Origin of the sequence: Rhizobium sp. CECT 9324, assembly GCF_918741265.1 — a bacterium.
Lineage (GTDB): Bacteria > Pseudomonadota > Alphaproteobacteria > Rhizobiales > Rhizobiaceae > Allorhizobium.
Window position 1 is genome coordinate 1,022,419 of sequence record NZ_CAKKMZ010000001.1, and the last position, 19,974, is coordinate 1,042,392.

A 19,974-nucleotide genomic window follows, 5' to 3' on the forward strand; every position below is an offset into this window, starting at 1 on the left:
AGACCATTCATGTCGAATAAACAAGCCGAGCTCGGCGAATTCGGTTTCGCCGGTGATGATCGTGTCGTGCCTTTCCAAGTCGAAGGTCTGGATGTGCGCGGCCGCGCCGTTCAGGTCGGCCCGCTGATCAATTCCATCCTTGATCGCCATTCCTATCCGCAGCCCGTTGCCCGCCTGCTGGCGGAGGCGATCGTGTTGACGGTGTTGATCGGTACATCGCTGAAGTTCGATGGCAAGTTCACCGTCCAGACCAAGGGAGACGGCCCGGTGGATCTGCTGGTCGCGGACTTCTCGACCCCGGAAAGCGTCCGCGCTTATGCCCGCTTCAACGAGGAAGCGCTGGCTGAAGCGGTGGCTGCCGGCCGGACCTCGCCGGAACAACTGCTCGGCAATGGTGTGCTCGCCTTCACCATTGATCAGGGCGCCTTCATGCAGCCTTACCAGGGCATCGTGCCGCTCGACGGCTCGTCGCTCGAGGATATCGCCGGTGTCTATTTCCGCCAGTCGGAACAGATCCCGACGCGCGTGCGCCTGGGCGCCGCCGAACTCTTCGACCGCGACGAGAACGGCAAGCCGCGCCGCACCTGGCGGGCAGGCGGCCTGATCGCGCAGTTCCTGCCCGAGGCGCCGGAACGTATGCGAATGCCGGATCTGCACGGAGGCGATGGCGACGAACGCGATTTCGAGATTTCGCATGACGACGCCTGGGAAGAAGCCCGCATGTTGGTCGATACGATCGATGCCGATGAACTCACCGACCCGCAGGTCGGTATCGAGCGCTTGCTGTTTCGGCTGTTCCACGAGCGTGGCGTTCGCGCCTACGCCCCGCACGCCGTCTACGACCGCTGCAGCTGCTCGCGCGACAAGATCAAGGGCGTGTTGCAAGGCTTCTCAGCCGAGGAGATCGAAGCCAGCACCGAGGACGGCAAGATCACCGTCAGCTGCGAGTTCTGCTCCAGCAGCTATCACTATGAACCGGCGGAAGTCGCTGCCGCTTGATGGATGGGTGACGAATGGAAGAGAGGCCGGGGATGTCCCGGCCTCTGGTCTGCCTGTGTGTAAAGCACGTCACGGACGGCTAACGTGAGCCCTGATGTTTCTCCGAGGCGGTGCGGTATGCGTTCAGCGCCCGGCCTCCAGGAATGCGCGCACCATGGTGGTCGTGGCAGAGGGGTTTTCCTCCATGATCCAGTGGCCTGAATCCGGTATCACCCCCTCGGTCACATCGGTTGCCGCGGCACGCATCACCGTCGCCATCATCGGGCCGAATGACTTTTCGCCACCGATCGCCAGCACCGGCATGGCAAGCTTGCCGTTCTTGGCAAGAATAGCCTTGTTGTCGATTGCATCCTGGTCGAAGGCGGCAAACTGGGCGAAGCCGGAATGCATGGCGCCCGGCAACGCATAGAGCTTCGCATAATGCGCACGGGATTCTTCGGTAAAGCGATCCGGCGTTGCCGAAAACTCGTTCCAGAAACGGTCGAGATAAATGCGCTCGCGTCCGGCCACGAGCCTTTCCATATCCGGACCACCGAAGCGGAAATGCCACAGCAGCGGGTTCTTCAGGACCTCTTCCCACGGGCCAACCCCCGGGACCGGAGCGTCAATCAGGACAAAACGTGTCACACGGTCCGGATGCCGGGCGGCAAACGCAAATCCGACCATGTTGCCGATGTCATGGGTGACCAGGTCGGCGCGGTCGATATCGAGCGCATCCAGCACGCCTGCGACGTCTTCGGCCTGGGTCATCTTGTCGAAGCCTGCCCCGGGTTTCGACGAGAGGCCGAGCCCGCGCAGATCCGGAACGATCACCGTATGGTCGCGCGCAAGATCGGCGGCCATCGGCGCCCACATGTCGCCGGTTTCACCGTAGCCGTGCAGCAGCACGGCGGCCGGTCCCTTGCCGCCGACGCGGACGTGGATCGTGGCGCCATTCGTTGTAATGTCCTGGGTCTTGAACGATGCTGGAAAGTCCGGCATCTCGGCGAAAGAAGGCGTCGCAGACAGTATGGCTGCAAAAGCGGCAATCAATTTCAGCATGGCACTTCTCCTGTTTGTTGGGAGGACGGTCGTTTGGCCGTCGCTTTCTTCTCCCTTGGCAATGTTGATATACCATTGGCTCGGCGTTCGGATTAGCCGCCCGAAGGCGGAGCTGCATTCCGGTAATACCGAACAATCATTGTCCACCCGGCAGGCTGTCGTGCCTGACTTTGGCGCGTGCCCAGCCGGATGATCGAAGGCGCAATGGGCGGCGGGTTCGATCGTCGCCCCTGATGCTGCTCAACTGCGTGTGATCGAGGCCCCGCCATCGACGAGCGAAGCCGTGCCGGTTACAAAGCTGGAATCGTCGGATGCGAGATAGACAACAGAGCGGGCCAGTTCCTCGGGCGTGGCCACCCGCTTCAATGCATGCAATCCGGTAATAAAGGCCTGCTTTTCAGCCGTGTCATTCATGTCGCGATACATGTCCGTATCGACGGCACCGGGCAGGATCGCATTGATCCGCACATTCTTCGGGCCGTATTCGGCGGCCAGCGCCTGGGTCAGGCCGATCAGCCCCGATTTGCTGGCAGCATAGGCTGCAACGCCGGGGAAGGCAAAGCTGTAGCCAACGAAGGTCGAGGTGAAGATGATCGAACCGCCGCCGTTGTTTTCCATCGCGCCGACCTGGTGTTTGGCGGCCAGGAACGAGGCCGTAAGGTTAATCGCCAGCGTATCGGTAAATCCGGCTTCCGAAACACCGGTGCTCGGTCCGGCTTCGCCCAGCGTGCCGGCGTTGTTGAAGGCGATGTCGAGTTTGCCGAAGCGTTCGACGGCTGTGGCAACGAGAAGCTTGTGGTAGTCCTCCGAGCGCACATCGCCGGCAATGGCGACCGCCGTTCCGCCGAGCGCCTCGATCTCGGCCACAAGGCTGTCAAGCTCGGCCTGTCGGCGTGCGCCGACCACGACCTTTGCACCCTCGGCGGCAAAAAGCCGGGCGGTTGCGCGGCCAATGCCGGAGCTTGCGCCGGTAACGATTGCGACTTTGTTGTTCAAGCGTGTCATCTCAGTTCTCCTGGATATGTCGGCGACGTTTTGCCGCCGGTTTCGATGACCAGAAGATGGCATTTCCGCATCGTTCGGATTAGTCTCCAGGTGTTGGAACTGGAATCCGGAAATACCGAACAATGATCAAGACGGAATGCATCCTGGCCTTTGTCGCGATTGTCGAGGAGGGGTCGATCAGCGAAGCCGCAAGACGGCTGCGTCTGTCGAAATCGGTGGTCAGCGACAGGCTTTCCGAGCTGGAAAAGACCTTGGGCGGAGTGCTTCTGCATCGCACGACGCGCAAGCTCTCCCTGACCGAGGACGGCACGTCGTTTCTGGAGCGCGCCCGTCGCATCAGTCGCGAGATCGAGGAGGCGACCGCCGACATGTCGGAGCGACGGGGCACGCTTGCCGGACCGGTGCGCATTGCAGCACCCGTCACCTTCGGCCGCATGCACCTGGGGCCTTCACTCTATCCATTTCTCGCCCAGCATCCGGAACTCGAATTGACGCTGGATATCGACGATCGCCGCGTCGATGCCTTCTCCGCCGGCTATGATGCGATCATCCGCCATGGCCCCATCATGGATTCACGCCTCGTCGCCTGGAAACTCGCGCCCAGCCGTCGCATGCTGTGTGCATCCGCGGCCTATCTGGAAAGCCACGGCACGCCGAAAACCCTGCGCGACCTGGAAAGCCATAGGGGGCTTTTCTACACCAATCGCGGCATCGCAGACTGGCGCTTCCAGACAGAGGCCGGCGTCGAGATCGTGCGCGCCACGCTGGCGCTGGGCATGAACAATGGTGACATGCTGCGCGACGCCGCCATCGCCGGCCTCGGCATAGCCATGCTTCCACCCTTCATAGCCAGTCCGGCGATCCGGGATGGCCTGCTACAGGAGATCAGGATCGACCATAGGCCGGAGCCGGAATTCATCTATCTCGCCTATCCGCAGGGCAAGAGCCCGTCCGCCAAGATCACTGCGATCGTCAGCCATCTCAGACAGACTTTCGGCAGTCCGCCTTACTGGGAAGTTGATTGAGGCTTGCTGGCGTTGATGCCTGTGTCCGCTTGTCTGTCATCATACGAAGCTATGGCTGAACCCGAATGAGCCGGCGCAGGGTCAGTTACGGCCAATCTTGTCATCCCGCCATTCCCGCGCTACAAGCCTTGCATTCGCAAGGACCCGGTGAAACTCCGGGTGGCTCTTCTGGCCGCCAATCCGCCAGACAACACAGCAACGCAACCCTCCCCTTGGCCCGATATCTCTCGGCCAGTTGCCTTTACCTGTGGAATCCCATGTCAAATCTGTCTTCCTACCGCCGCGAGTGGTCCGCCAATCCCATGCGCGAAATGCTCGCCGGCGCCGTCGCCACCTTCGCGCTGATCCCCGAGGTCATCGCCTTTTCCTTCGTTGCGGGCGTCGATCCGCAAGTCGGCCTGTTTGCCTCCTTCGTCATCGGCATCGTCATTGCCTTTACCGGCGGCCGCCCGGCGATGATTTCGGCCGCTGCCGGCTCCGTTGCGCTTGTCGTCGCGCCGCTGGTCCATGCGCATGGGCTGCAATATCTGCTCGCTGCCGGACTGCTGGCCGGTCTCTTCCAGATCCTTTTCGGCCTGCTGCGCCTCGGCGTATTGATGCGTTTCGTGTCGAAATCGGTGCGCACTGGCTTCGTCAATGCGCTCGCCATCCTGATCTTTGCGGCGCAACTGCCGCATATCATCCACGGCGACTGGATCGCCTATTCGATGTTGGCGGCAGGCCTTGCCATCATCTATCTCGTACCACGCATCACGACGGCCATTCCCTCGCCACTGATCTGCATTCTCGTACTGACTGCAGCGGCCGTGACCTTTGATCTGCCGGTGATGACCATCGCCGATCTCGGCAAGCTGCCGGATTCCCTCCCGGCCTTTGGCTGGCCGTCTGTACCGTTGACGCTGGAAACACTGTCGATCATCGCCGGCCCGGCGCTTGCCATCGCCATGGTCGGCCTGCTGGAATCGATGATGACGGCGAGCGTCGTCGACGACCTCACCGACACGCCGAGTTTGAAGAACCGCGAATGCGCCGGCCTCGGCATTGCCAACACGGCAGCCAGCCTGTTTGGCGGTATCGCCGGTTGCGGCATGATCGGTCAGACGGTGAGCAATGTGAAATATGGCGGCCGTGGCCGCCTGTCGACGCTGTTCGCCGGCGCTTTCCTGTTGGTGCTGATGGTGCTGCTGAAGCCGTGGGTGTCGCAAGTGCCGGTCGCGGCATTGGTTGCCATCATGGTCATGGTTTCGATCGACACCTTCGACTGGTCGTCGCTGCGCGCCGTCGTCATCCATCCGAAGATGTCGAGCACCGTCATGGTCGCGACCGTCGTCGTCACGGTGTTCACCGCCAACCTGGCGCTTGGTGTCTTCGTCGGCGTGCTGTTGAGCGGCGTCTTCTTCACCTTCAAGGTCGCGCGCCTGCTGAAGGTCGAAGAGCAAGCTGATACCGCGGCCAATCGCCTGACCTACCGCGTCTCCGGTCAGATCTTCTTCGCCTCCGCCGATGTCTTCATCGACGCCTTCGACATCGAGGATGCCACCGGCATGACGGCGGTGATCGACGTGTCGGACGCGCATTTCTGGGACATCACCGCAGTGGCTGCCCTTGATCGCGTCGTCCAGCGCTTCAGGGCGCATGGCATTGGCGTCGACGTTGTCGGCCTCAATCAGGCCAGCGCGACCCTGATCGGCAGCCTCGACGGCGGCGAACGTCTGAAGGAAGTGTAGGCAATCGGCGGCCGTCGTTGCCAAACATGGCGCGGCGGTCGAGCGCTCAGTTGAGCGTACGGCTCATGCCGGGACTGTCGAGCGAAAAGGCAGGGATGTCCACGTCAAAGGCTTCCCCGTCGTCGGTTTCCATCCGGTAAGTGCCATGCATCATGCCCGACGGTGTGTCGAGCGGACAGCCGGAGGAATATTCATAGGTATCGCCCGGGCTGAGGCGGGGTTGTTCGCCCACGACTCCGGGGCCGCTGACTTCGTCCACCTGGCCGTTCTGGTCGGTGATATGCCAGTAGCGATGTGTCAGCCGCACGGACTTTCCGGAGTGATTGGCAATGACGATGCGGTAGCCCCAAACATAACGGCTGTCATCCGGATCGGACTGCTCCTCCAGATAATAAGGCTCGACGCTGACTTCGATGTCCCGTGTCAGAGCGCGATACATGCCTGAACCTTCTGAATGCTTCATTGCCAACATTAAACTAGTCTTCGTGGAAGGCAGCGCAAGGTCCTGCTGTCCGGAGCGAATTAATAAGCCGATTGCATATTAGCCTATATCACCGCGTCAAGGGCAAGTGCCCGGTCACGCGCGCGCGCGTGGCCGGACTTTTTTTGGTTTCGGTTCGACGTCCCCACCTGCTTGGGGGCGAGGCCATCGCGGCAGGTCTCAAATCCCCTTAAGGGCCTGAGCGAAATCCTCGAGCAGGTCGGTGGTGTCCTCGATGCCGCAGGACAGACGCACGGTGCCGCCTGACATTCCGAGTTCGGCACGGGCCTCATCGCTCAGGTTCTTGTGCGTCGTCGTTGCCGGATGGGTGATCAGGCTCTTGGCATCGCCGAGATTGTTGGAGATCTTGACGATATCCAGGGCGTTCTGCAGCTTGAAGGCCGCGTCCTTGCCACCCTTCATCTCGAAGCACACCAGCGTCGAGCCGCCGCTCATCTGCTTGGCGACAAGGTCGGCCTGCGGATGGTCGGCGCGACCGGGATAGATCACTTTGGCGATCGCGCCCTGCTCGGCGAGGAAATCGGCGATCGCGGCCGCATTGCTGGTCTGCTGCTTGACGCGCAGCGGAAGGGTCTCGATGCCCTTCAAAAGCGTCCAGGCGTTGAACGGCGACATGGCAGGACCGGTATGGCGGAAATAGTCCTGCAGATTCTCGGTGATCCATTCCTTGTCGGACAGAACCACGCCACCGAGGCAGCGTCCCTGGCCGTCGATATGTTTGGTCGCCGAATAGACGACGATATGCGCGCCGAGTTCGAGCGGCTTCTGGAACAGCGGCGTGGCAAACACATTGTCGACGATCAGCTTGGCGCCGATCTGGTTGGCCAGTTTGGCAACGCCGGCAATGTCGACCACTTCCAGCGTCGGATTGGTCGGGCTTTCGAGGAACATCACCTTGGTATTGGGACGGATCGCCGCTTCCCAATTGGCGAGATCGCGGCCATCGACCAGCGTGAACTCGACGCCGTAGCGCGGCGCCAGTGTCTCGATGATGTAGCGGCAGGAGCCGAACAGGGCGCGCGCGGCAACGATATGGTCGCCGGCCTTGACCTGGCAGAGAATGGCTGCGGAAACGGCCGCCATGCCCGATGCCGTGGCGCGCGCGTCTTCGGCGCCTTCCAGCATGCACATGCGCTTTTCGAACATGTCATTGGTCGGGCTGCCGTAGCGCGCATAGATGAAACCGTCGGTCTCGCCCTTGAAGCGGGCTTCGGCCGCTTCCGAGCTGTCATAGACGAAGCCCTGGGTGAGATAGATCGCTTCCGAGGTTTCGCCATACTGCGAGCGCAGTGTGCCACCATGGACGAGTTGGGTTGCCGGGCGCCAGTTCTTGCTCATGTCAGTGCCTTTTCAAACACAAAAAAACCGGTCGCGAAGACGGACCGGTTTACAAGTAACCCGGTCTATTTAGCCATTTGTTTAACGTGGCTGCAAGCCGACCGGCCAAATCACCACGGGATAAGCTTGCCATACGCCGAAGCTGGACTTGCGTCAATTCCCGGGGTTTGGTTTTGTCGGCCCCAAACAGGATAGAGAAAATGAGCAGTAAACCCGGGATATTGTCGGATCGCGCCATCGGCACGCTGTTTGGCACCGAGCGGCTGAAAAGCGAGGTCATGCTGGATCACGATCAGATCCAGCCGGCAAGTCTGGATCTGCGCCTCGGCGGCAAGGCGATCCGTGTGCGCGCCAGCTTCATGCCGGGCCGTGGCCATACCGTGGCCGACAAGCTCGAACGCCTGACCCTGCACGAGATCGATCTGGAAAACGGTGCCGTGCTGGAGACCGGCTGCGTCTATATCGTGCCTCTGATGGAAAGCCTCGACCTGCCGGCCGAGATCTCGGCCTCGGCCAATCCGAAGAGTTCGACCGGCCGCCTCGATATCTTCACCCGCGTCATGGTCGATTATGCCCAGGAATTCGACAAGGTGCCGGCCGGCTACATGGGACCGCTCTATCTCGAAATCTCGCCGCGTACCTTCCCGATCATCGTCCGTCGCGGCTCGCGCCTGTCGCAGATCCGTTTCCGCGTCGGCCATGCCCTGCTCGGAGAAAGCGAACTGCTCGACCTGCACAGAGCCGACACGCTGGTCGCCAGCGACATGCCGAATGTCTCGGGCGGCGGCATTGCCCTGTCGATCGACCTCAAGGGCTCCGGCCCGCAGGGCCTGATCGGCTATCGCGGCAAGCACCATACCTCGGTCATCGACGTCGATCTGAAGGGCGCCCATGAAGTCCTCGATTTCTGGGAACCGCTCTACAGCCGTGGCGCCGACGAACTGATCCTCGATCCGGACGAGTTCTACATCCTCGTGTCGAACGAAGCCGTGCATGTGCCGCCGCTCTATGCCGCCGAAATGACGCCCTACGACCCCCTGGTCGGCGAGTTCCGCGTCCACTATGCTGGCTTCTTCGATCCCGGCTTCGGCCATGCGCCCGCCGGCGGCTCCGGCAGCCGCGCGGTTCTCGAAGTGCGCAGCCACGAGGTCCCCTTCATCCTCGAGCACGGCCAGGTCATCGGCCGCCTGGTCTATGAACACATGCAGGAACGCCCCGAAGGCCTCTACGGCACGGGCCTCGGTTCCAACTACCAGGCGCAGGGGCTCAAGCTCTCGAAACACTTCCGCCTGCCGTAAGGCCGCACCGTTTCCCAGAGACCGGCGCTTGACAGCGCCGGCGATCTGTTGGATTCCTCCCCCTGTCGCGGGTGTAGCTCAATGGTAGAGCAGCAGCTTCCCAAGCTGAATACGAGGGTTCGATTCCCTTCACCCGCTCCAGTCCGCTCTCCCTCATATTTCTGCTCGACGCTGTGTCACCCTTTGTCCATGGCATCAGTCGTTCCACTGTCTGCATTTTTTGATGTATGCAACGTCATGGAGACACGAAGAGAGAAACCATGACCAGCGGCCTGCACCACATCACCGCCATCACCCGCAAGATCCAGGCGAATGTCGATTTTTATCTCGGCTTTCTTGGGCTTCGGCTGGTCAAACGCACCGGCGGTTTCGAGGATGCGGCCCAGCTTCATCTGTTCTACGGCGATGCGACGGCCAGTGCCGGCTCGCTGGTCTCGTTCCTTGCCTGGGAGGACGGAGCGCCCGGACGAGTCGGCCATGGCGCGCCCAGCGAGATCTCCTTTGCCATCGAGCCGTCGGCCATCGGCTTCTGGCTGACACGGGCGCTGCAGTTCGGCATCAAGGCGTCGGGTCCGTCGCTCGAATTCGGCGAGCCGGTGCTGCGCCTGACCGATCCCGACGGCATCATCGTCAAGCTGGTAGGTGTCAGTGGCCTGATCCTCGGCAAACCCTGGCTTGCCCCCGGCATTTCTGCGGATGAAGCCATCATCGGCCTGCGCGGCGCCACGCTGCTGTCGGAGCATCCGGCGCATACCTCAGGTTTTCTGATCCGCCACGGCGATTTCGCCGAAAGCGGCAGCGACGGCGCCGTCACCCGTCTGATCTCCGGCTCAGGCCAGATCATCGATATCCGCGATGCCACGGGCTTCTGGCCGGCCATTCCCGGTACGGGCATGATCGATCACATTGCGCTGCGTTTGCCCGATCAGGCCGATGTCGACCGGCAGGCTGGCAGGCTGGTCGCCGAAGGCCATAGCAATATCAATGTGCATGACCGCAAATATTTCTATTCGCTGTATGTGCGCGAACCCGCCGGCAGCCTGATCGAACTGGCCAGCGATGGTCCCGGTTTCGACATTGACGAACCGATCGACCGTCTCGGCGAACAGCTGTTCATCCCCGCGCATTTCAAGCTGGCAGCTGACGACATCACGCCGATGCTGCCGCAATTCGGCCTGCCCGGCGAACCACGTTTCATCTATCGCGATCTGCCCTTCATCCATCGTGTTCACGAGCCGGAGACGGCCGACGGATCGACGTTGATCCTCTTGCATGGCACGGGCGGCAACGAGGCCGATCTGCTGCCCCTCGGCCGCAAGCTTGGCCCGGATGCGCTTCTGATCGGTCTGCGCGGCCGCTCCACCGAAGAAGGCGTCGCCCGCTTCTTCCGACGTTTCTCCGAGCTTACCTTCGACCAGAAGGATATCCGCTCGGAAGCCGAAGCCTTGTCCGCCTTTGTTGACGACGCGGTGCCTGCCTATGGTCTCGACACGCAGAAGCTCGCCTTTGTCGGTTATTCGAATGGCGCCAATATGCTGGCCGCCGCCATGCTGCTTCACCCGGGCATGGCGACCACGGCCGTCCTTCTGCGCCCCATGCGGGTGCTGGAGCAAACGCCGGACGTCGACCTGTCCGGCAGTCGCGTGCTGATCGTCGCCGGGAACGATGATCCCTACGGCGACCTTGCGCTGCCGCTCGCAGAGCAGTTGCGCTCGGCCGGTGCCGAGGTGACCCATCGTGTCATCCCGGCGGGCCACGCGATCGCCACCGCCGATATCGATGTCGCCCGGGAGTGGCTGGCGGACACCGCGCAGGCCTGAACCTGTCGGTTCCGGTGCAACGCATTGACCCGCCCGTCGATGCGCAAGCTGATCACGTCGCCAAAACCGCGTCATGTCCGCCGATCCGGTCACTCGCGACAGCGACCCGTGACGGCAGATGCGGCGTCTTGCTCCAGTAGAACGGCTTCAGGCGGAGTTCGATGACCGCTTTCCAGGCCGCGAGCGAGATCGCCATCCAGTAGACGGGAATATACAGCCAGCAGCGTCCCAGGCTGTTTTTTCTCGCGCTGGCTCATCGGCACCGAGCCGGTGACATAAAACACGGCGTAGCTGCCGAATATGTTGAGCATGTCGATCACCAGCATGACCACAGTGAAGGTCGAGCTGTCGGGTGTCGGCGATTGCAGCATCGACAGCGCCGAGACGGCGATGAAGCTGAGCAGGGCCGGGTGGCTGAGCGACGAGATCAGCATGCCGCCGATCAAGAGCTGGAAGACCAGAAAGGGCAGCGGCCGCATCTCCCGCATCGTCCGGGTCGGATTGCGCATCAGCACCAGCCAGGTTTGCAGCCAGCCCTTGTACCAGCGCGTCCTTTGTCCGAGCCACACGGGAAACCGCGTCGGCGCATCTTCCAGTGTCGGCAGTGTCAGGGTGGACACCGCGTAGCCCATCCTGTTCAGTCGCATGCCGAGATCGGCATCCTCGGTGACGTTGAACGGATCCCAACCACCGGCGCCGGTCAGCACTGCCGTGCGGAAATGGTTCGACGTGCCGCCGAGCGGCAGCGGCATGCGGTAGAAGCCGAGTGCCGGCAGCAGGCGGCGAAACAGGGCCGCATATTCCAGCGCGAAGATCGCGCTCAGCCAGCTGTCAGCCCCGTTGGCGATCACCAACGGTGATTGCAGGCAGGCAAGCTTGCCCGAGCTCAGGCGGAAACGGTGATAGGCTTCCCGCAACTGCTGCGGATGCGGCCTGTCCTCGGCATCGTAGATCGTGACGAATTCGCCCCGCGCCCCGGCCAGCGCATAGGTCAGTGCCTTGGGCTTGGTGCGCGGCTGCATAGCGGGCACTTCCACAACCTCGATATGCGGCGCCGGTCGCGCCATGGCGATCGCGTCGAGCGTTTCGCGGTCATCCGCCTCGCAGACGAGCTTGATATCGAGCCGAGTTCGCGGCCAGTCGATATCCTCCAGCGCCCGGATCAATTGCGGCACCACCGCTGCCTCGCGATAGATCGCCACCATCACCGTATAGATTGGCAATGCCGTGTCGGCGCTTTCGAGCAGCATGTGGTCGTCAGTCTTGCGTCGGCTGCTGTGCAGCAGCACGGCGAACCGCAGGATCAGCGCTCCAAAATGAAAGGAGGACAGGATCACATGTAGGGTGGTCAGCATGAATTGCGGCACTAAAAACAGCAGCATCAGCAGCCAGCCGATGACCAGGCCGGCTGAAAAGCCCTGGTCGCCGGTCACAACGGTGCGGGCCGACAGGGGCTGCGTGTTCTGGAACAGCTGCTGGACCGCCACCCGGCCGCGTCGCTCTTCACCCGCCTTCCACACGGCCTTGCGAATGGCCGATGGCGTTGTGATCACCAGCGCCTCGCCGGCCTCGGCGCTGCGCCGGACCCGTGCTGCCAGGCCTTCGATATGCGTGATCTTCGGCGCGATCGCGATCACCGGCGGCCGGGCATTGGAATGCAGCCGCACGATGGTCGGCTCCTTCAATTGGCTGTCCAGTGCGGTGCAGTCGGAGATCCGCTCCGCCGGGAGGTCTGGCAGAAAGGCCAGTCCGGCCATGCGGGCCAGGCCGCCGTAATAGGCTTCTTCGTCCACTGCGCCGGAGGCGAGCAGTTCCGCCTCGATCGTGGTGTCGACCATGGCAGCGCGCTGCGCCATACGGGCAATCAGCGGCTTGGAGATGCCGAGTGTCTTCAGCAGAAGCGCTTCATGCCGAAGCGCTGCATATCGCTTCGCCCGCGCCGCGCTGACTGCGCCTCGCTCTGAATGGACCGTGTCTGGCAATCGGTGCGCGGCAAGCCGCGCAAACCCATATTCCCTCGTCCACATCAACCTGATACACGTCATCGACCCCAGATGACGTCCCCAATGACCCCGGTATGTGATGATACGGATACGCGCAGAAGTTACATCCCTAGATTTATACGGGTTGTGTTCCCGGCTCTGTCGATTTTCCCTGCTGGTGTTCGTCTTGCTGGCAGCACCCGCCCAGGCACAGGGGCTTGCCGGACAAGCTCAGATCGATGCGGCGGGCGATCTGCCTGTGCTTTTCGATGCTCGCGAACGGCTGGCGCGGCCGGACGTCAGTGAGATCCTGCGCCTGCGTTTCCTGACCACCACGGATTTTCCGCCCTTCAATTTCACCGACCAGACCGGCCGTCTTGCCGGTTTCCATATCGATCTTGCCCGGGCCCTGTGCGCCGAACTCGGCATGGAGACGAAGTGCCAGATCCAGGCGCTTCCCTACGCACAGTTGCAGGATGCGCTTGAGGCGGGGCAGGGGGATGCGGTTCTGGCCGGCGTTGCGGTCACCGCCGCTTTGCGCCAGCGCTTCGTCTTCAGCCGGCCCTACATGCTTTTGCCGGCTCGCTTCATTCGGCATCGCGAGACGCAGTTGCCGGGAGGCGATGCCGCGGCCCTGTTCGATCGTCCGGTGGGCGTGATCGCCGGAACGGCGCATGAGATGATGCTGAAAGCGTTCTTTCCCGACATCAAGCCCGTGACCTTCGAAACCCGCGAGACGCTGCTTGCGGCGCTCAAGGATCGCAAGGTCGATGCCGCCTTCGCCGATGCCCTTCAGCTATCCTTCTGGACGCAAAGCCCGGCTGCCGCCAATTGCTGCAGGCTGTTTGACGGGCCCTATCTCTCGGAGAAATTTCTCGGTGAGGGCATGACCATCATGCTTGGCCCACAGGGCGGCACGCTGGCAACCGCGCTCGACAGCGCCCTGGCAGCCCTGTCGCGCAATGGCCGGCTGGAGGAAATCTATCTGCGCTATTTCCCCTCGGGCCTATATTGATCTCGGGCGAAATCGGGCCGCTGAAATCAGCCGACTGTCGTCAGATCGCGCGATACCGCACCGCCGCGCTGCGCTCCAGTGACGCGCATACCAGCTTGTCGAGCTTGAGGCGGCTGCGCAGCAGTTCGAGCAGCCGTATTTCTTCCGTCCGGATAGCAAGATCCACGGCGGCGATCTCCACGGCGAGCGCATAGGCCGTCTCGTACAGCCGCTCCGGCAAGGCGTCGCGAATGATCTCGAGCGCGATATCCAGCCCTTCGGCCCCATTCAGGATCTCGGCGCAACGCTGCGAAACCTCGATCAGTCGATCCTTGTCGAACGCGGTGAAGACCGGAAGAATGTCGATCAACTGGCCGATCCGGCGCAGCTCCTTTTCCGCCATGGCATTGTCGACGGCTGAAGCCATCACCATGACAAAGATGAGCGCTTCTTCGGAAGTGACGTGGTTTTGCATGAAGTCAGGATCCTGATTGATTTCGCCAAGAATGGGGACTGTGGTGGCCGCTTTCAAGGCGACGTAGACGATTGCGCCTGAGACCGCCGCCGTGCTTGCGGATCCGCGGCCGGCTTGTTTTTTATCGCACCGAACTGCCAAACAATCCTATGCCGTCGGCGCGCGCCTGTTCGGTGAGCCCGGCAAGCCCCGAGCCTGCACGCGCCTCCGCCCAGCCATGCCGGGCAAGCCAGGTCGAGACATCCATCGTGCCGACCCAGCAGCGCGTCACGATTTCGCCCACCCAGTGTTCGTCGCTTGTTTCGCAGGCCAGCGACCGGTTGCGCAGCAATTGCCGCTGTTGGGTGCGCGCCACCATGCCGCATGGCCATTCCCCGTCCGCCGCTGCCGAACATGTACGCTCAAGCGCCGTTGCCTCAAGATCGGCCAGCCGAACGCGCTGATCGTCGCCGAAGGCAACGATGCCCGCCTGCAGCGATACCGGCCGTGGCAGCAGCACCACTTGCGGCCTGGCCGGAACGCGTTTTTCGCCGAGCGGTTCTCGGGGCGCGATACGTTCGAGGTTTTCGGCGTTGGCAATAGCAGGCGAGGCAAAGACCTCCGGTGCGATCGGCCTGACGGTACGGCTCTCGACCTGCGGTTCGACGATTGTCTCGACCTCGGGCAGGCCCAGTTCCGAAGGATCCGGCACATCCATGTCTTCGACGTCATAGTCGACCGGTTCATCACGCAGCGTCTGGCCGGCAGAGGCAACCAGGAATCCCCATATCAGCAGTCCGGCCAGGCCGACGGCGAAGGTCATTGCGTTTCGACGCATAGGTGCGTTTTCCTACTGGCTGGCCCAGATGATCCGCGCGACCCATTCGACATCGTTCATGTCGAGGCTGCGTGGCGGATGCTCCGGGTTCAGGGATTGCAAGTCGATGGTTTTGGCGCTTTGCCGGGCCATGATCTTGGCCATGACCTCGCCCTCGCGGGTCTTGACCACCACGCGGTCGCCGCGGCGCACCTGCGCGCCCGGTTCGACGATCAGGATATCTCCGTCGCGGTAGAGCGGTTTCATGCTGTCGCCCTGCACCTCGAGCGCATAGACACCGGTGCCGCGACCGGGCGGGGAGGGGAACTCCACCAGATCCCAGCCCTGGCCTGCCGGAAAACCGCCATCGTCGAAAAAGCCGCCGGCACCCGCCTGTGCCATGCCGAGCAGCGGAATGGAGCTCGCCTGTGGAGGAAACAGGCCGTTCGGAATGGAATTGCGGCCAGTCTCCGGTGACACGTAACTCATGAACTGGTCGAGGCTTGCGCCGGTCGCATCCAGCACCTTGGAAATCGATTCCGTCGATGGCCAGCGCATCCGGCCGTCGGCGGCCACACGTTTCGATTTGTTGAACGACGTCGGGTCGAGGCCCGCCCTGCGTGCAAGCCCTGAAGGCGTCAGCGAATGCCGCTCGGCGAGACGGTCAATCGCGGCCCATATGCTGTCGTGCGAAAGCATGATCGCGCCTGCTCCAGGGCCGGCAAGGCAGCACGCATTCTGCCCCCGGCCAATTCGGCTGGAACAATAAATCAGGACCCCATCTTAGTAAAGCAAAAAGGAATAAAATCCTTGGATCAAATCGCGCCGATCAGGCGACCATCGCCATGTTGATCTTGCCGAGCTGGATGACAGCCTGGGTGCGGCTGTCCACCTTGAGCTTCAGCAGGATCGCCGAGACATGCGCCTTGATCGTTGCTTCCGATACGCCGAGTTCATAGGCGATCTGTTTGTTCAGCAGCCCTTCGCCGAGCATGCCGAGCACCCGGCTCTGCTGCGGCGTCAGCGTCCTCAGCCGGCTGATCAGATCGGCAACGTCCGGATCGGTCTCCTGTCCGCCCTGATAGCTCTTCGGCGTCCAGATATCGCCTTCCAGCACACATTGGATCGCCGCGCGGATATCGTCGATGCCGGAGGATTTGGAAATGAAGCCGGAGGCCCCCAGTTCGAGCGCGCGGCGCACGGTGACAGGATCGTCGCTGGCCGAGACGATCACCAGCGGCAGGCTGGCGAATTCGGCGCGCAGTGCCATCAGGCCGGAAAAGCCGCTGACGCCCGGCATGGCCAGATCCAGCAGCATCAGGTCGGCGTCCGGATTGGCTGTCGCCGCAGCCCGGGCGGCTTCGAAATCGCCGGCCTCGATGATCGTCTGGGTGCCGTCGATGCCGGTCACGGCCTGGCGCAGGGCGCCGCGAAACAGTGGATGGTCATCGGCAATAATGAAAGTGGATGCAGCCATGTCAAAGCTCCCTCCCAAGAGCTGTGTCAGCTATCGCGCAATGCGCGTGTCTTCTTTTAGCGCTTGCTGCGCCACTAGACAATGCCAATAGGCAAGGCAGCAGCCGCTATCAGTGTGTATGCACGGCGTCAGGTCTTGCTCGGCGGTATCTGCTCTTCGTCACGTCTGAATTCCTGCACCAGGCCGAAGAAGGCTCGCATGAACCGTTCCATGATGCCGATCGACCGGTCGATTTCGGCATCGCTCGGCAGGTCTTCCTTGGCTGAAGCGGCAGGCACACCCGCCGCCACCTGTTTTTCCAAGAGATCGACCCGCTTTTCCAGCCGTGCCAGATCCTCATCATAAGCCGCCCGCTCGTCTGCCGCCATGCGGCAGGTCAAGCTGCCGTCGATTTCCTTGCACAGCGTCACGGTTCCCGTCTGCCGGTCGAGACGGACAAAGCCGGTCTCGGATTTTTCCAGGCTGTAGCGATCGGTCGATGCATACTGGGCGACAGCCGGCAGGCTCGACAGCGCCAGCATCGCGGCAACAAGGCTCCTGGATAGCATTTCCACCATGTCTTTATTCCTCCTCTTGTCGTGCAATTGGCCACAGGCGTGGACAAGGACGCCGCTTTGCGGCAAACCGCTGCCAAACATCGCAGCGGAACACAGGAACCCCAGGAGCGACGATGGAAAAGACCATATACAAGATCGTCCCGCAGGAATTATGGCAGGCGGCGCGTCCCGACGGCCAGTTCAGGGGAGCGGCAATCGATCTCGCCGATGGCTATATCCATTTCTCCACGGCCGCCCAGGCGGTCGAGACCGCAAGGCTCCATTTCGCCGGCCAATCCGGCCTTTTGCTGGTCGCCGTCGAAACGGCAGCGCTGGCAGACGCCCTGAAATGGGAGCCGTCCCGCAACGGCGCACTCTTCCCTCATCTTTACGCCGCTTTGCCGTTCGATGCTGTCGCCTGGGAAAAGCCGCTGCCGCTTGGGCCGGACGGTGCCCATCTTTTTCCCGACGCCTTCAAGAACGCCTCTTCCAGGGATACCCAGTGATGCTCGATTTCGCCTCTCTCGCCCGCCGCGGCCTCTTCCTCTTTGACGCCGAAACCGCCCATGGCATGTCGGTCGCCGCGCTGAAATCCGGCCTCCTTCCGTCCTGCCGCATCAGCCCCGATCCGCGCCTCGCCCAGACGGTTGCCGGCCTCTCCTTCGCCAATCCGCTCGGCATGGCCGCAGGCTACGACAAGAATGCCGAAGTGCCGGATGCGCTCTTGTCGCTCGGCTTCGGTTTCGCCGAGATCGGCACGCTGACCCCGAAGCCGCAATCGGGCAATCCCAAGCCGCGCATCTTCCGGCTGGTCGACGACATGGCCGTGATCAACCGCCTCGGCTTCAACAATGAAGGCCATGACGCCGCCTATGCCCGCCTGTCTGCCCGTTCCGGCAAATCCGGTCTTGTCGGCGTCAATATCGGCGCCAACAAGGATGCCGAAGACCGCATCGCCGACTATGTTGCCGGCATCCGCCGCTTTTATCCGGTCGCCAGCTATTTTACCGCCAACATTTCCTCGCCCAACACGCCGGGCCTGCGTGATCTTCAGGCGCGCGAAAGCCTGGCCGCCCTGTTGTCGGCCGTGCTTGCCGCGCGCCAGGAGGAGGCGCTACGCGCCGGCCGCCGCATTCCGGTCTTCCTCAAGATCGCTCCCGATCTGACGGAAGAGGGCATGGACGACATCGCCGAAGTGGCGCTTGCCCATGATCTCGATGGCCTGATCGTCTCCAACACCACGCTCGCCCGCGATGGCCTCTCCGATCCGGTCGTCGCCAAGGAGGCGGGCGGCCTGTCCGGCAAGCCGCTGTTCGACAAGTCCACCGCAGTACTTGCCCGCATGCGCAAGCGCGTCGGCCGCGATCTGGCAATCATCGGCGTTGGCGGTGTGTCGTCAGCCGAGACCGCGCTGGAAAAGATCCGCGCCGGTGCCGATCTCGTTCAGCTCTATTCCTGCATGGTCTATGAAGGCCCCGGCCTGCCGGCAAGGATCGTCCGTGGTCTGTCTGGACTCATCGACCGCGAAGAGGTTGGCAATATCCGCGAGCTGCGCGACAGCCGCCTCGATTACTGGCTCTCGGCAAAGGTCTGATCGATCTTCATCTTCAGCCGTGACAGCAGCAACAGGCCACGCAGCGCCAGAAACACGTTGAGCGCGACCCAGAGCCCGTGATTGCCGGCCATTGGCACGAGGATCGCCACCGTCAGCAGATAGCCTGCGAGCGCCACGATCATCATGTTGCGCATCTCGTTCGACCATGTCGCGCCGATGAAGACGCCGTCCATCTGGAAGGCAAGCGCCCCGGTCAGGGCCGTCAGCGCGGCATAGGGCAGGTAGGTCGAGGCCATGGCCCGCACGTCTTCTGCCGTGGTGATGAAGCCGATGATCGCCGCGCCGAAGATCAGGAAGAAGGCGAGGCTGGCGAGCGCCAGCCCCAGCGACCAGATCCCGGTCAGCTTGACCGCCTTTTCGAAGCCTGCGCGCGATCTGGCGCCGACCGTCTGGCCGGTGATCTGCTCGGCTGCCGTCGCTATGCCGTCGAGATAGAAGCTGGCGATCATGAAGAAATTCATCAGCACGGCGTTTGCCGCCAGCGTCACCGGCCCGAAACTCACGCCAACCCGGGTCATCACGGTAAAGGCGGTGATCAGCGAGAAGGTCCGGATCAGGATGTCGCGGTTCAGCTGAAAGAGATGCGAAAGCCTGGTCCTGTCGGTCAGCATCGCCAGCCGGGGCCAGGCTGCGCCGCCATAACGCCAGAAGACAAAACAGAGGCCCGCGACAGCGGCCACCGCCTCGCCGATCACTGTGCCCCAGGCAACGCCTGCAATGCCCCAGCCGAAGGTGATGCCGAGCGTGATCGACATGATGATATTGACACCGTTCAAAAGGATCTGCAGCGCCAGTCCCACCGAGCCCATGCCGCGCCCCAGCACGAAGCCGAGCAAGGTGAAGTTCGACAGTGTCAGCGGTCCGGCCAGAATGCGAATGGCGATATAGGTGGACGCTGCCAGCGCCACCTCGCCCTCCGCCCCCATCAGCGCCAGTCCGCCAGAGATGATCAGCGGCGAGAGGGCCAGGATCAGCAGCCCGATACCGACCGAAAGCGCCATTGATCGCCAGAAGACGGCAAATACCTCGGTGTCGTCCCGGCGACCTTGCGCCTGTGCGACCAGTGCGGTTGTCGATGCGCGCAGGAAATTGAGGCTGGCAAACAGCAGATCGAAAAGGGCGGCGGCAATGGCAAGGCCGGCAAGGCTTGCTGCCGTTCCTGTGCGGCCGATCACGGCGGTGTCGGTCAGGCCGAGCAGCGGCGTGGTCAGGAAGCCCAGCGTCATCGGCACGGCAATCGCCAGCACGGAGCGATGTGTGACTTCTATGATGCGCAAGGGTTCTGCGACCCGATCTCGATCCATGCCCTGGTCCATCCCCCGAAGCCCTCTGGTGGCAAGGCGG

At 62.5% G+C, this 19,974-nt stretch carries 19 protein-coding genes, 1 tRNA gene, 1 riboswitch and 1 other annotated feature; of the genes, 9 read left to right on the plus strand and 11 right to left on the minus strand.

The window, feature by feature from the left end; all coding sequences use genetic code 11:
- The first annotated feature begins 9 nt into the window (after positions 1-9).
- Positions 10-999: an Hsp33 family molecular chaperone gene (locus tag LQ231_RS04880; RefSeq protein WP_230170500.1), complete on the plus strand. Its 990-nt coding sequence runs from the start codon at positions 10-12 to the stop codon at positions 997-999.
- A 123-nt stretch (positions 1,000-1,122) separates the two neighbouring features.
- Here the strand turns inward: LQ231_RS04880 and LQ231_RS04885 are convergent, their stop codons facing one another.
- Together LQ231_RS04885 and LQ231_RS04890 are read right to left on the minus strand one after the other, a co-directional pair.
- Complete coding sequence (locus LQ231_RS04885) at positions 1,123-2,040, minus strand: alpha/beta hydrolase (protein ID WP_113143160.1); 918 nt, start codon at positions 2,038-2,040, stop codon at positions 1,123-1,125.
- A 240-nt stretch (positions 2,041-2,280) separates the two neighbouring features.
- On the minus strand, positions 2,281-3,045 hold the full coding sequence (locus LQ231_RS04890) for an SDR family oxidoreductase (protein WP_230170501.1): 765 nt from the start codon (positions 3,043-3,045) through the stop codon (positions 2,281-2,283).
- A 122-nt stretch (positions 3,046-3,167) separates the two neighbouring features.
- Between LQ231_RS04890 and LQ231_RS04895 the strand changes: the two genes are divergently transcribed.
- Positions 3,168-4,070, plus strand: a complete 903-nt coding sequence (locus LQ231_RS04895) for a LysR family transcriptional regulator (protein WP_230170502.1) — start codon at positions 3,168-3,170, stop codon at positions 4,068-4,070.
- Positions 4,071-4,207: 137 nt separating this feature from the next.
- Positions 4,208-4,263, plus strand: a sequence feature (sul1 is cis-regulatory element that is thought to sense ions involved in sulfur or methionine metabolism; They are found in Alphaproteobacteria).
- Positions 4,264-4,327: 64 nt separating this feature from the next.
- Positions 4,328-5,797: a SulP family inorganic anion transporter gene (locus LQ231_RS04900; protein ID WP_230170503.1), complete on the plus strand. Its 1,470-nt coding sequence runs from the start codon at positions 4,328-4,330 to the stop codon at positions 5,795-5,797.
- 46 nt (positions 5,798-5,843) lie between these two features.
- On the opposite strand, the gene apaG is transcribed toward LQ231_RS04900, so the two are convergent.
- Positions 5,844-6,236 (minus strand): Co2+/Mg2+ efflux protein ApaG, encoded by a 393-nt coding sequence (gene apaG, locus LQ231_RS04905; protein ID WP_007607817.1) that lies wholly within the window; start codon positions 6,234-6,236, stop codon positions 5,844-5,846.
- A 222-nt stretch (positions 6,237-6,458) separates the two neighbouring features.
- Positions 6,459-7,637: an O-succinylhomoserine sulfhydrylase gene (locus LQ231_RS04910; protein WP_230170504.1), complete on the minus strand. Its 1,179-nt coding sequence runs from the start codon at positions 7,635-7,637 to the stop codon at positions 6,459-6,461.
- 48 nt (positions 7,638-7,685) lie between these two features.
- Positions 7,686-7,764, minus strand: a riboswitch (SAM riboswitch).
- A 73-nt stretch (positions 7,765-7,837) separates the two neighbouring features.
- On the opposite strand from LQ231_RS04910, the gene LQ231_RS04915 reads away from it, so the two are divergent.
- The 3 genes from LQ231_RS04915 to LQ231_RS04925 all read left to right on the plus strand — a co-directional run bounded on the left by LQ231_RS04915 (position 7,838) and on the right by LQ231_RS04925 (position 10,755).
- Positions 7,838-8,935: a 2'-deoxycytidine 5'-triphosphate deaminase gene (locus tag LQ231_RS04915; RefSeq protein WP_230170505.1), complete on the plus strand. Its 1,098-nt coding sequence runs from the start codon at positions 7,838-7,840 to the stop codon at positions 8,933-8,935.
- Between the two features lie 67 nt (positions 8,936-9,002).
- Positions 9,003-9,076, plus strand: a tRNA-Gly gene (locus LQ231_RS04920).
- Positions 9,077-9,195: 119 nt separating this feature from the next.
- Entirely contained in the window at positions 9,196-10,755 is a 1,560-nt protein-coding gene (locus LQ231_RS04925) for a VOC family protein (protein ID WP_230170506.1), read from the plus strand.
- A gap of 89 nt (positions 10,756-10,844) precedes the next feature.
- Here the strand turns inward: LQ231_RS04925 and LQ231_RS04930 are convergent, their stop codons facing one another.
- Positions 10,845-12,737 (minus strand): glycosyltransferase, encoded by a 1,893-nt coding sequence (locus LQ231_RS04930; protein ID WP_230170507.1) that lies wholly within the window; start codon positions 12,735-12,737, stop codon positions 10,845-10,847.
- 178 nt (positions 12,738-12,915) lie between these two features.
- Between LQ231_RS04930 and LQ231_RS04935 the strand changes: the two genes are divergently transcribed.
- Positions 12,916-13,752 (plus strand): transporter substrate-binding domain-containing protein, encoded by an 837-nt coding sequence (locus tag LQ231_RS04935; RefSeq protein WP_230170508.1) that lies wholly within the window; start codon positions 12,916-12,918, stop codon positions 13,750-13,752.
- Between the two features lie 40 nt (positions 13,753-13,792).
- Here LQ231_RS04935 and LQ231_RS04940 read toward each other — a convergent pair whose 3' ends face one another.
- From LQ231_RS04940 to LQ231_RS04960, 5 genes are all read right to left on the minus strand, one after another.
- Entirely contained in the window at positions 13,793-14,206 is a 414-nt protein-coding gene (locus tag LQ231_RS04940) for a tellurite resistance TerB family protein (protein ID WP_230170509.1), read from the minus strand.
- A 121-nt stretch (positions 14,207-14,327) separates the two neighbouring features.
- Complete coding sequence (locus tag LQ231_RS04945; RefSeq protein WP_230170510.1) at positions 14,328-15,023, minus strand: hypothetical protein; 696 nt, start codon at positions 15,021-15,023, stop codon at positions 14,328-14,330.
- 12 nt (positions 15,024-15,035) lie between these two features.
- Positions 15,036-15,701: a helix-turn-helix transcriptional regulator gene (locus LQ231_RS04950; RefSeq protein WP_230170511.1), complete on the minus strand. Its 666-nt coding sequence runs from the start codon at positions 15,699-15,701 to the stop codon at positions 15,036-15,038.
- A 130-nt stretch (positions 15,702-15,831) separates the two neighbouring features.
- Entirely contained in the window at positions 15,832-16,479 is a 648-nt protein-coding gene (locus tag LQ231_RS04955) for a response regulator transcription factor (RefSeq protein WP_113143170.1), read from the minus strand.
- A gap of 128 nt (positions 16,480-16,607) precedes the next feature.
- Complete coding sequence (locus tag LQ231_RS04960; protein WP_230170512.1) at positions 16,608-17,036, minus strand: hypothetical protein; 429 nt, start codon at positions 17,034-17,036, stop codon at positions 16,608-16,610.
- Positions 17,037-17,149: 113 nt separating this feature from the next.
- On the opposite strand from LQ231_RS04960, the gene LQ231_RS04965 reads away from it, so the two are divergent.
- Both LQ231_RS04965 and LQ231_RS04970 read left to right on the plus strand, forming a co-directional pair.
- Entirely contained in the window at positions 17,150-17,521 is a 372-nt protein-coding gene (locus tag LQ231_RS04965) for a DUF952 domain-containing protein (RefSeq protein ID WP_230170513.1), read from the plus strand.
- Positions 17,521-18,609, plus strand: a complete 1,089-nt coding sequence (locus LQ231_RS04970) for a quinone-dependent dihydroorotate dehydrogenase (protein WP_230170514.1) — start codon at positions 17,521-17,523, stop codon at positions 18,607-18,609. The genes LQ231_RS04965 and LQ231_RS04970 overlap by 1 nt, the downstream gene beginning before the upstream one ends.
- On the opposite strand, the gene LQ231_RS04975 is transcribed toward LQ231_RS04970, so the two are convergent.
- Positions 18,585-19,934 carry an MATE family efflux transporter gene (locus tag LQ231_RS04975; RefSeq protein ID WP_230170515.1) on the minus strand — a complete coding sequence of 450 codons (1,350 nt, stop codon included), beginning with the start codon at positions 19,932-19,934 and terminating at the stop codon, positions 18,585-18,587. The two genes, LQ231_RS04970 and LQ231_RS04975, sit on opposite strands and share 25 nt — an antisense overlap.
- Positions 19,935-19,974 lie beyond the last annotated feature (40 nt).

Coding starts and splice junctions, on each gene's coding strand:
- LQ231_RS04880 (WP_230170500.1), top strand. CDS start 10: ATGTCGAATAAACAAGCCGAGCTCGGCGAATTCGGTTTCGCCGGTGAT.
- LQ231_RS04885 (WP_113143160.1), bottom strand. CDS start 2,040: ATGCTGAAATTGATTGCCGCTTTTGCAGCCATACTGTCTGCGACGCCT.
- LQ231_RS04890 (WP_230170501.1), bottom strand. CDS start 3,045: ATGACACGCTTGAACAACAAAGTCGCAATCGTTACCGGCGCAAGCTCC.
- LQ231_RS04895 (WP_230170502.1), top strand. CDS start 3,168: ATGATCAAGACGGAATGCATCCTGGCCTTTGTCGCGATTGTCGAGGAG.
- LQ231_RS04900 (WP_230170503.1), top strand. CDS start 4,328: ATGTCAAATCTGTCTTCCTACCGCCGCGAGTGGTCCGCCAATCCCATG.
- apaG (WP_007607817.1), bottom strand. CDS start 6,236: ATGTATCGCGCTCTGACACGGGACATCGAAGTCAGCGTCGAGCCTTAT.
- LQ231_RS04910 (WP_230170504.1), bottom strand. CDS start 7,637: ATGAGCAAGAACTGGCGCCCGGCAACCCAACTCGTCCATGGTGGCACA.
- LQ231_RS04915 (WP_230170505.1), top strand. CDS start 7,838: ATGAGCAGTAAACCCGGGATATTGTCGGATCGCGCCATCGGCACGCTG.
- LQ231_RS04925 (WP_230170506.1), top strand. CDS start 9,196: ATGACCAGCGGCCTGCACCACATCACCGCCATCACCCGCAAGATCCAG.
- LQ231_RS04940 (WP_230170509.1), bottom strand. CDS start 14,206: ATGCAAAACCACGTCACTTCCGAAGAAGCGCTCATCTTTGTCATGGTG.
- LQ231_RS04945 (WP_230170510.1), bottom strand. CDS start 15,023: ATGCGTCGAAACGCAATGACCTTCGCCGTCGGCCTGGCCGGACTGCTG.
- LQ231_RS04950 (WP_230170511.1), bottom strand. CDS start 15,701: ATGCTTTCGCACGACAGCATATGGGCCGCGATTGACCGTCTCGCCGAG.
- LQ231_RS04955 (WP_113143170.1), bottom strand. CDS start 16,479: ATGGCTGCATCCACTTTCATTATTGCCGATGACCATCCACTGTTTCGC.
- LQ231_RS04960 (WP_230170512.1), bottom strand. CDS start 17,036: ATGGTGGAAATGCTATCCAGGAGCCTTGTTGCCGCGATGCTGGCGCTG.
- LQ231_RS04965 (WP_230170513.1), top strand. CDS start 17,150: ATGGAAAAGACCATATACAAGATCGTCCCGCAGGAATTATGGCAGGCG.
- LQ231_RS04970 (WP_230170514.1), top strand. CDS start 17,521: ATGCTCGATTTCGCCTCTCTCGCCCGCCGCGGCCTCTTCCTCTTTGAC.
- LQ231_RS04975 (WP_230170515.1), bottom strand. CDS start 19,934: ATGGATCGAGATCGGGTCGCAGAACCCTTGCGCATCATAGAAGTCACA.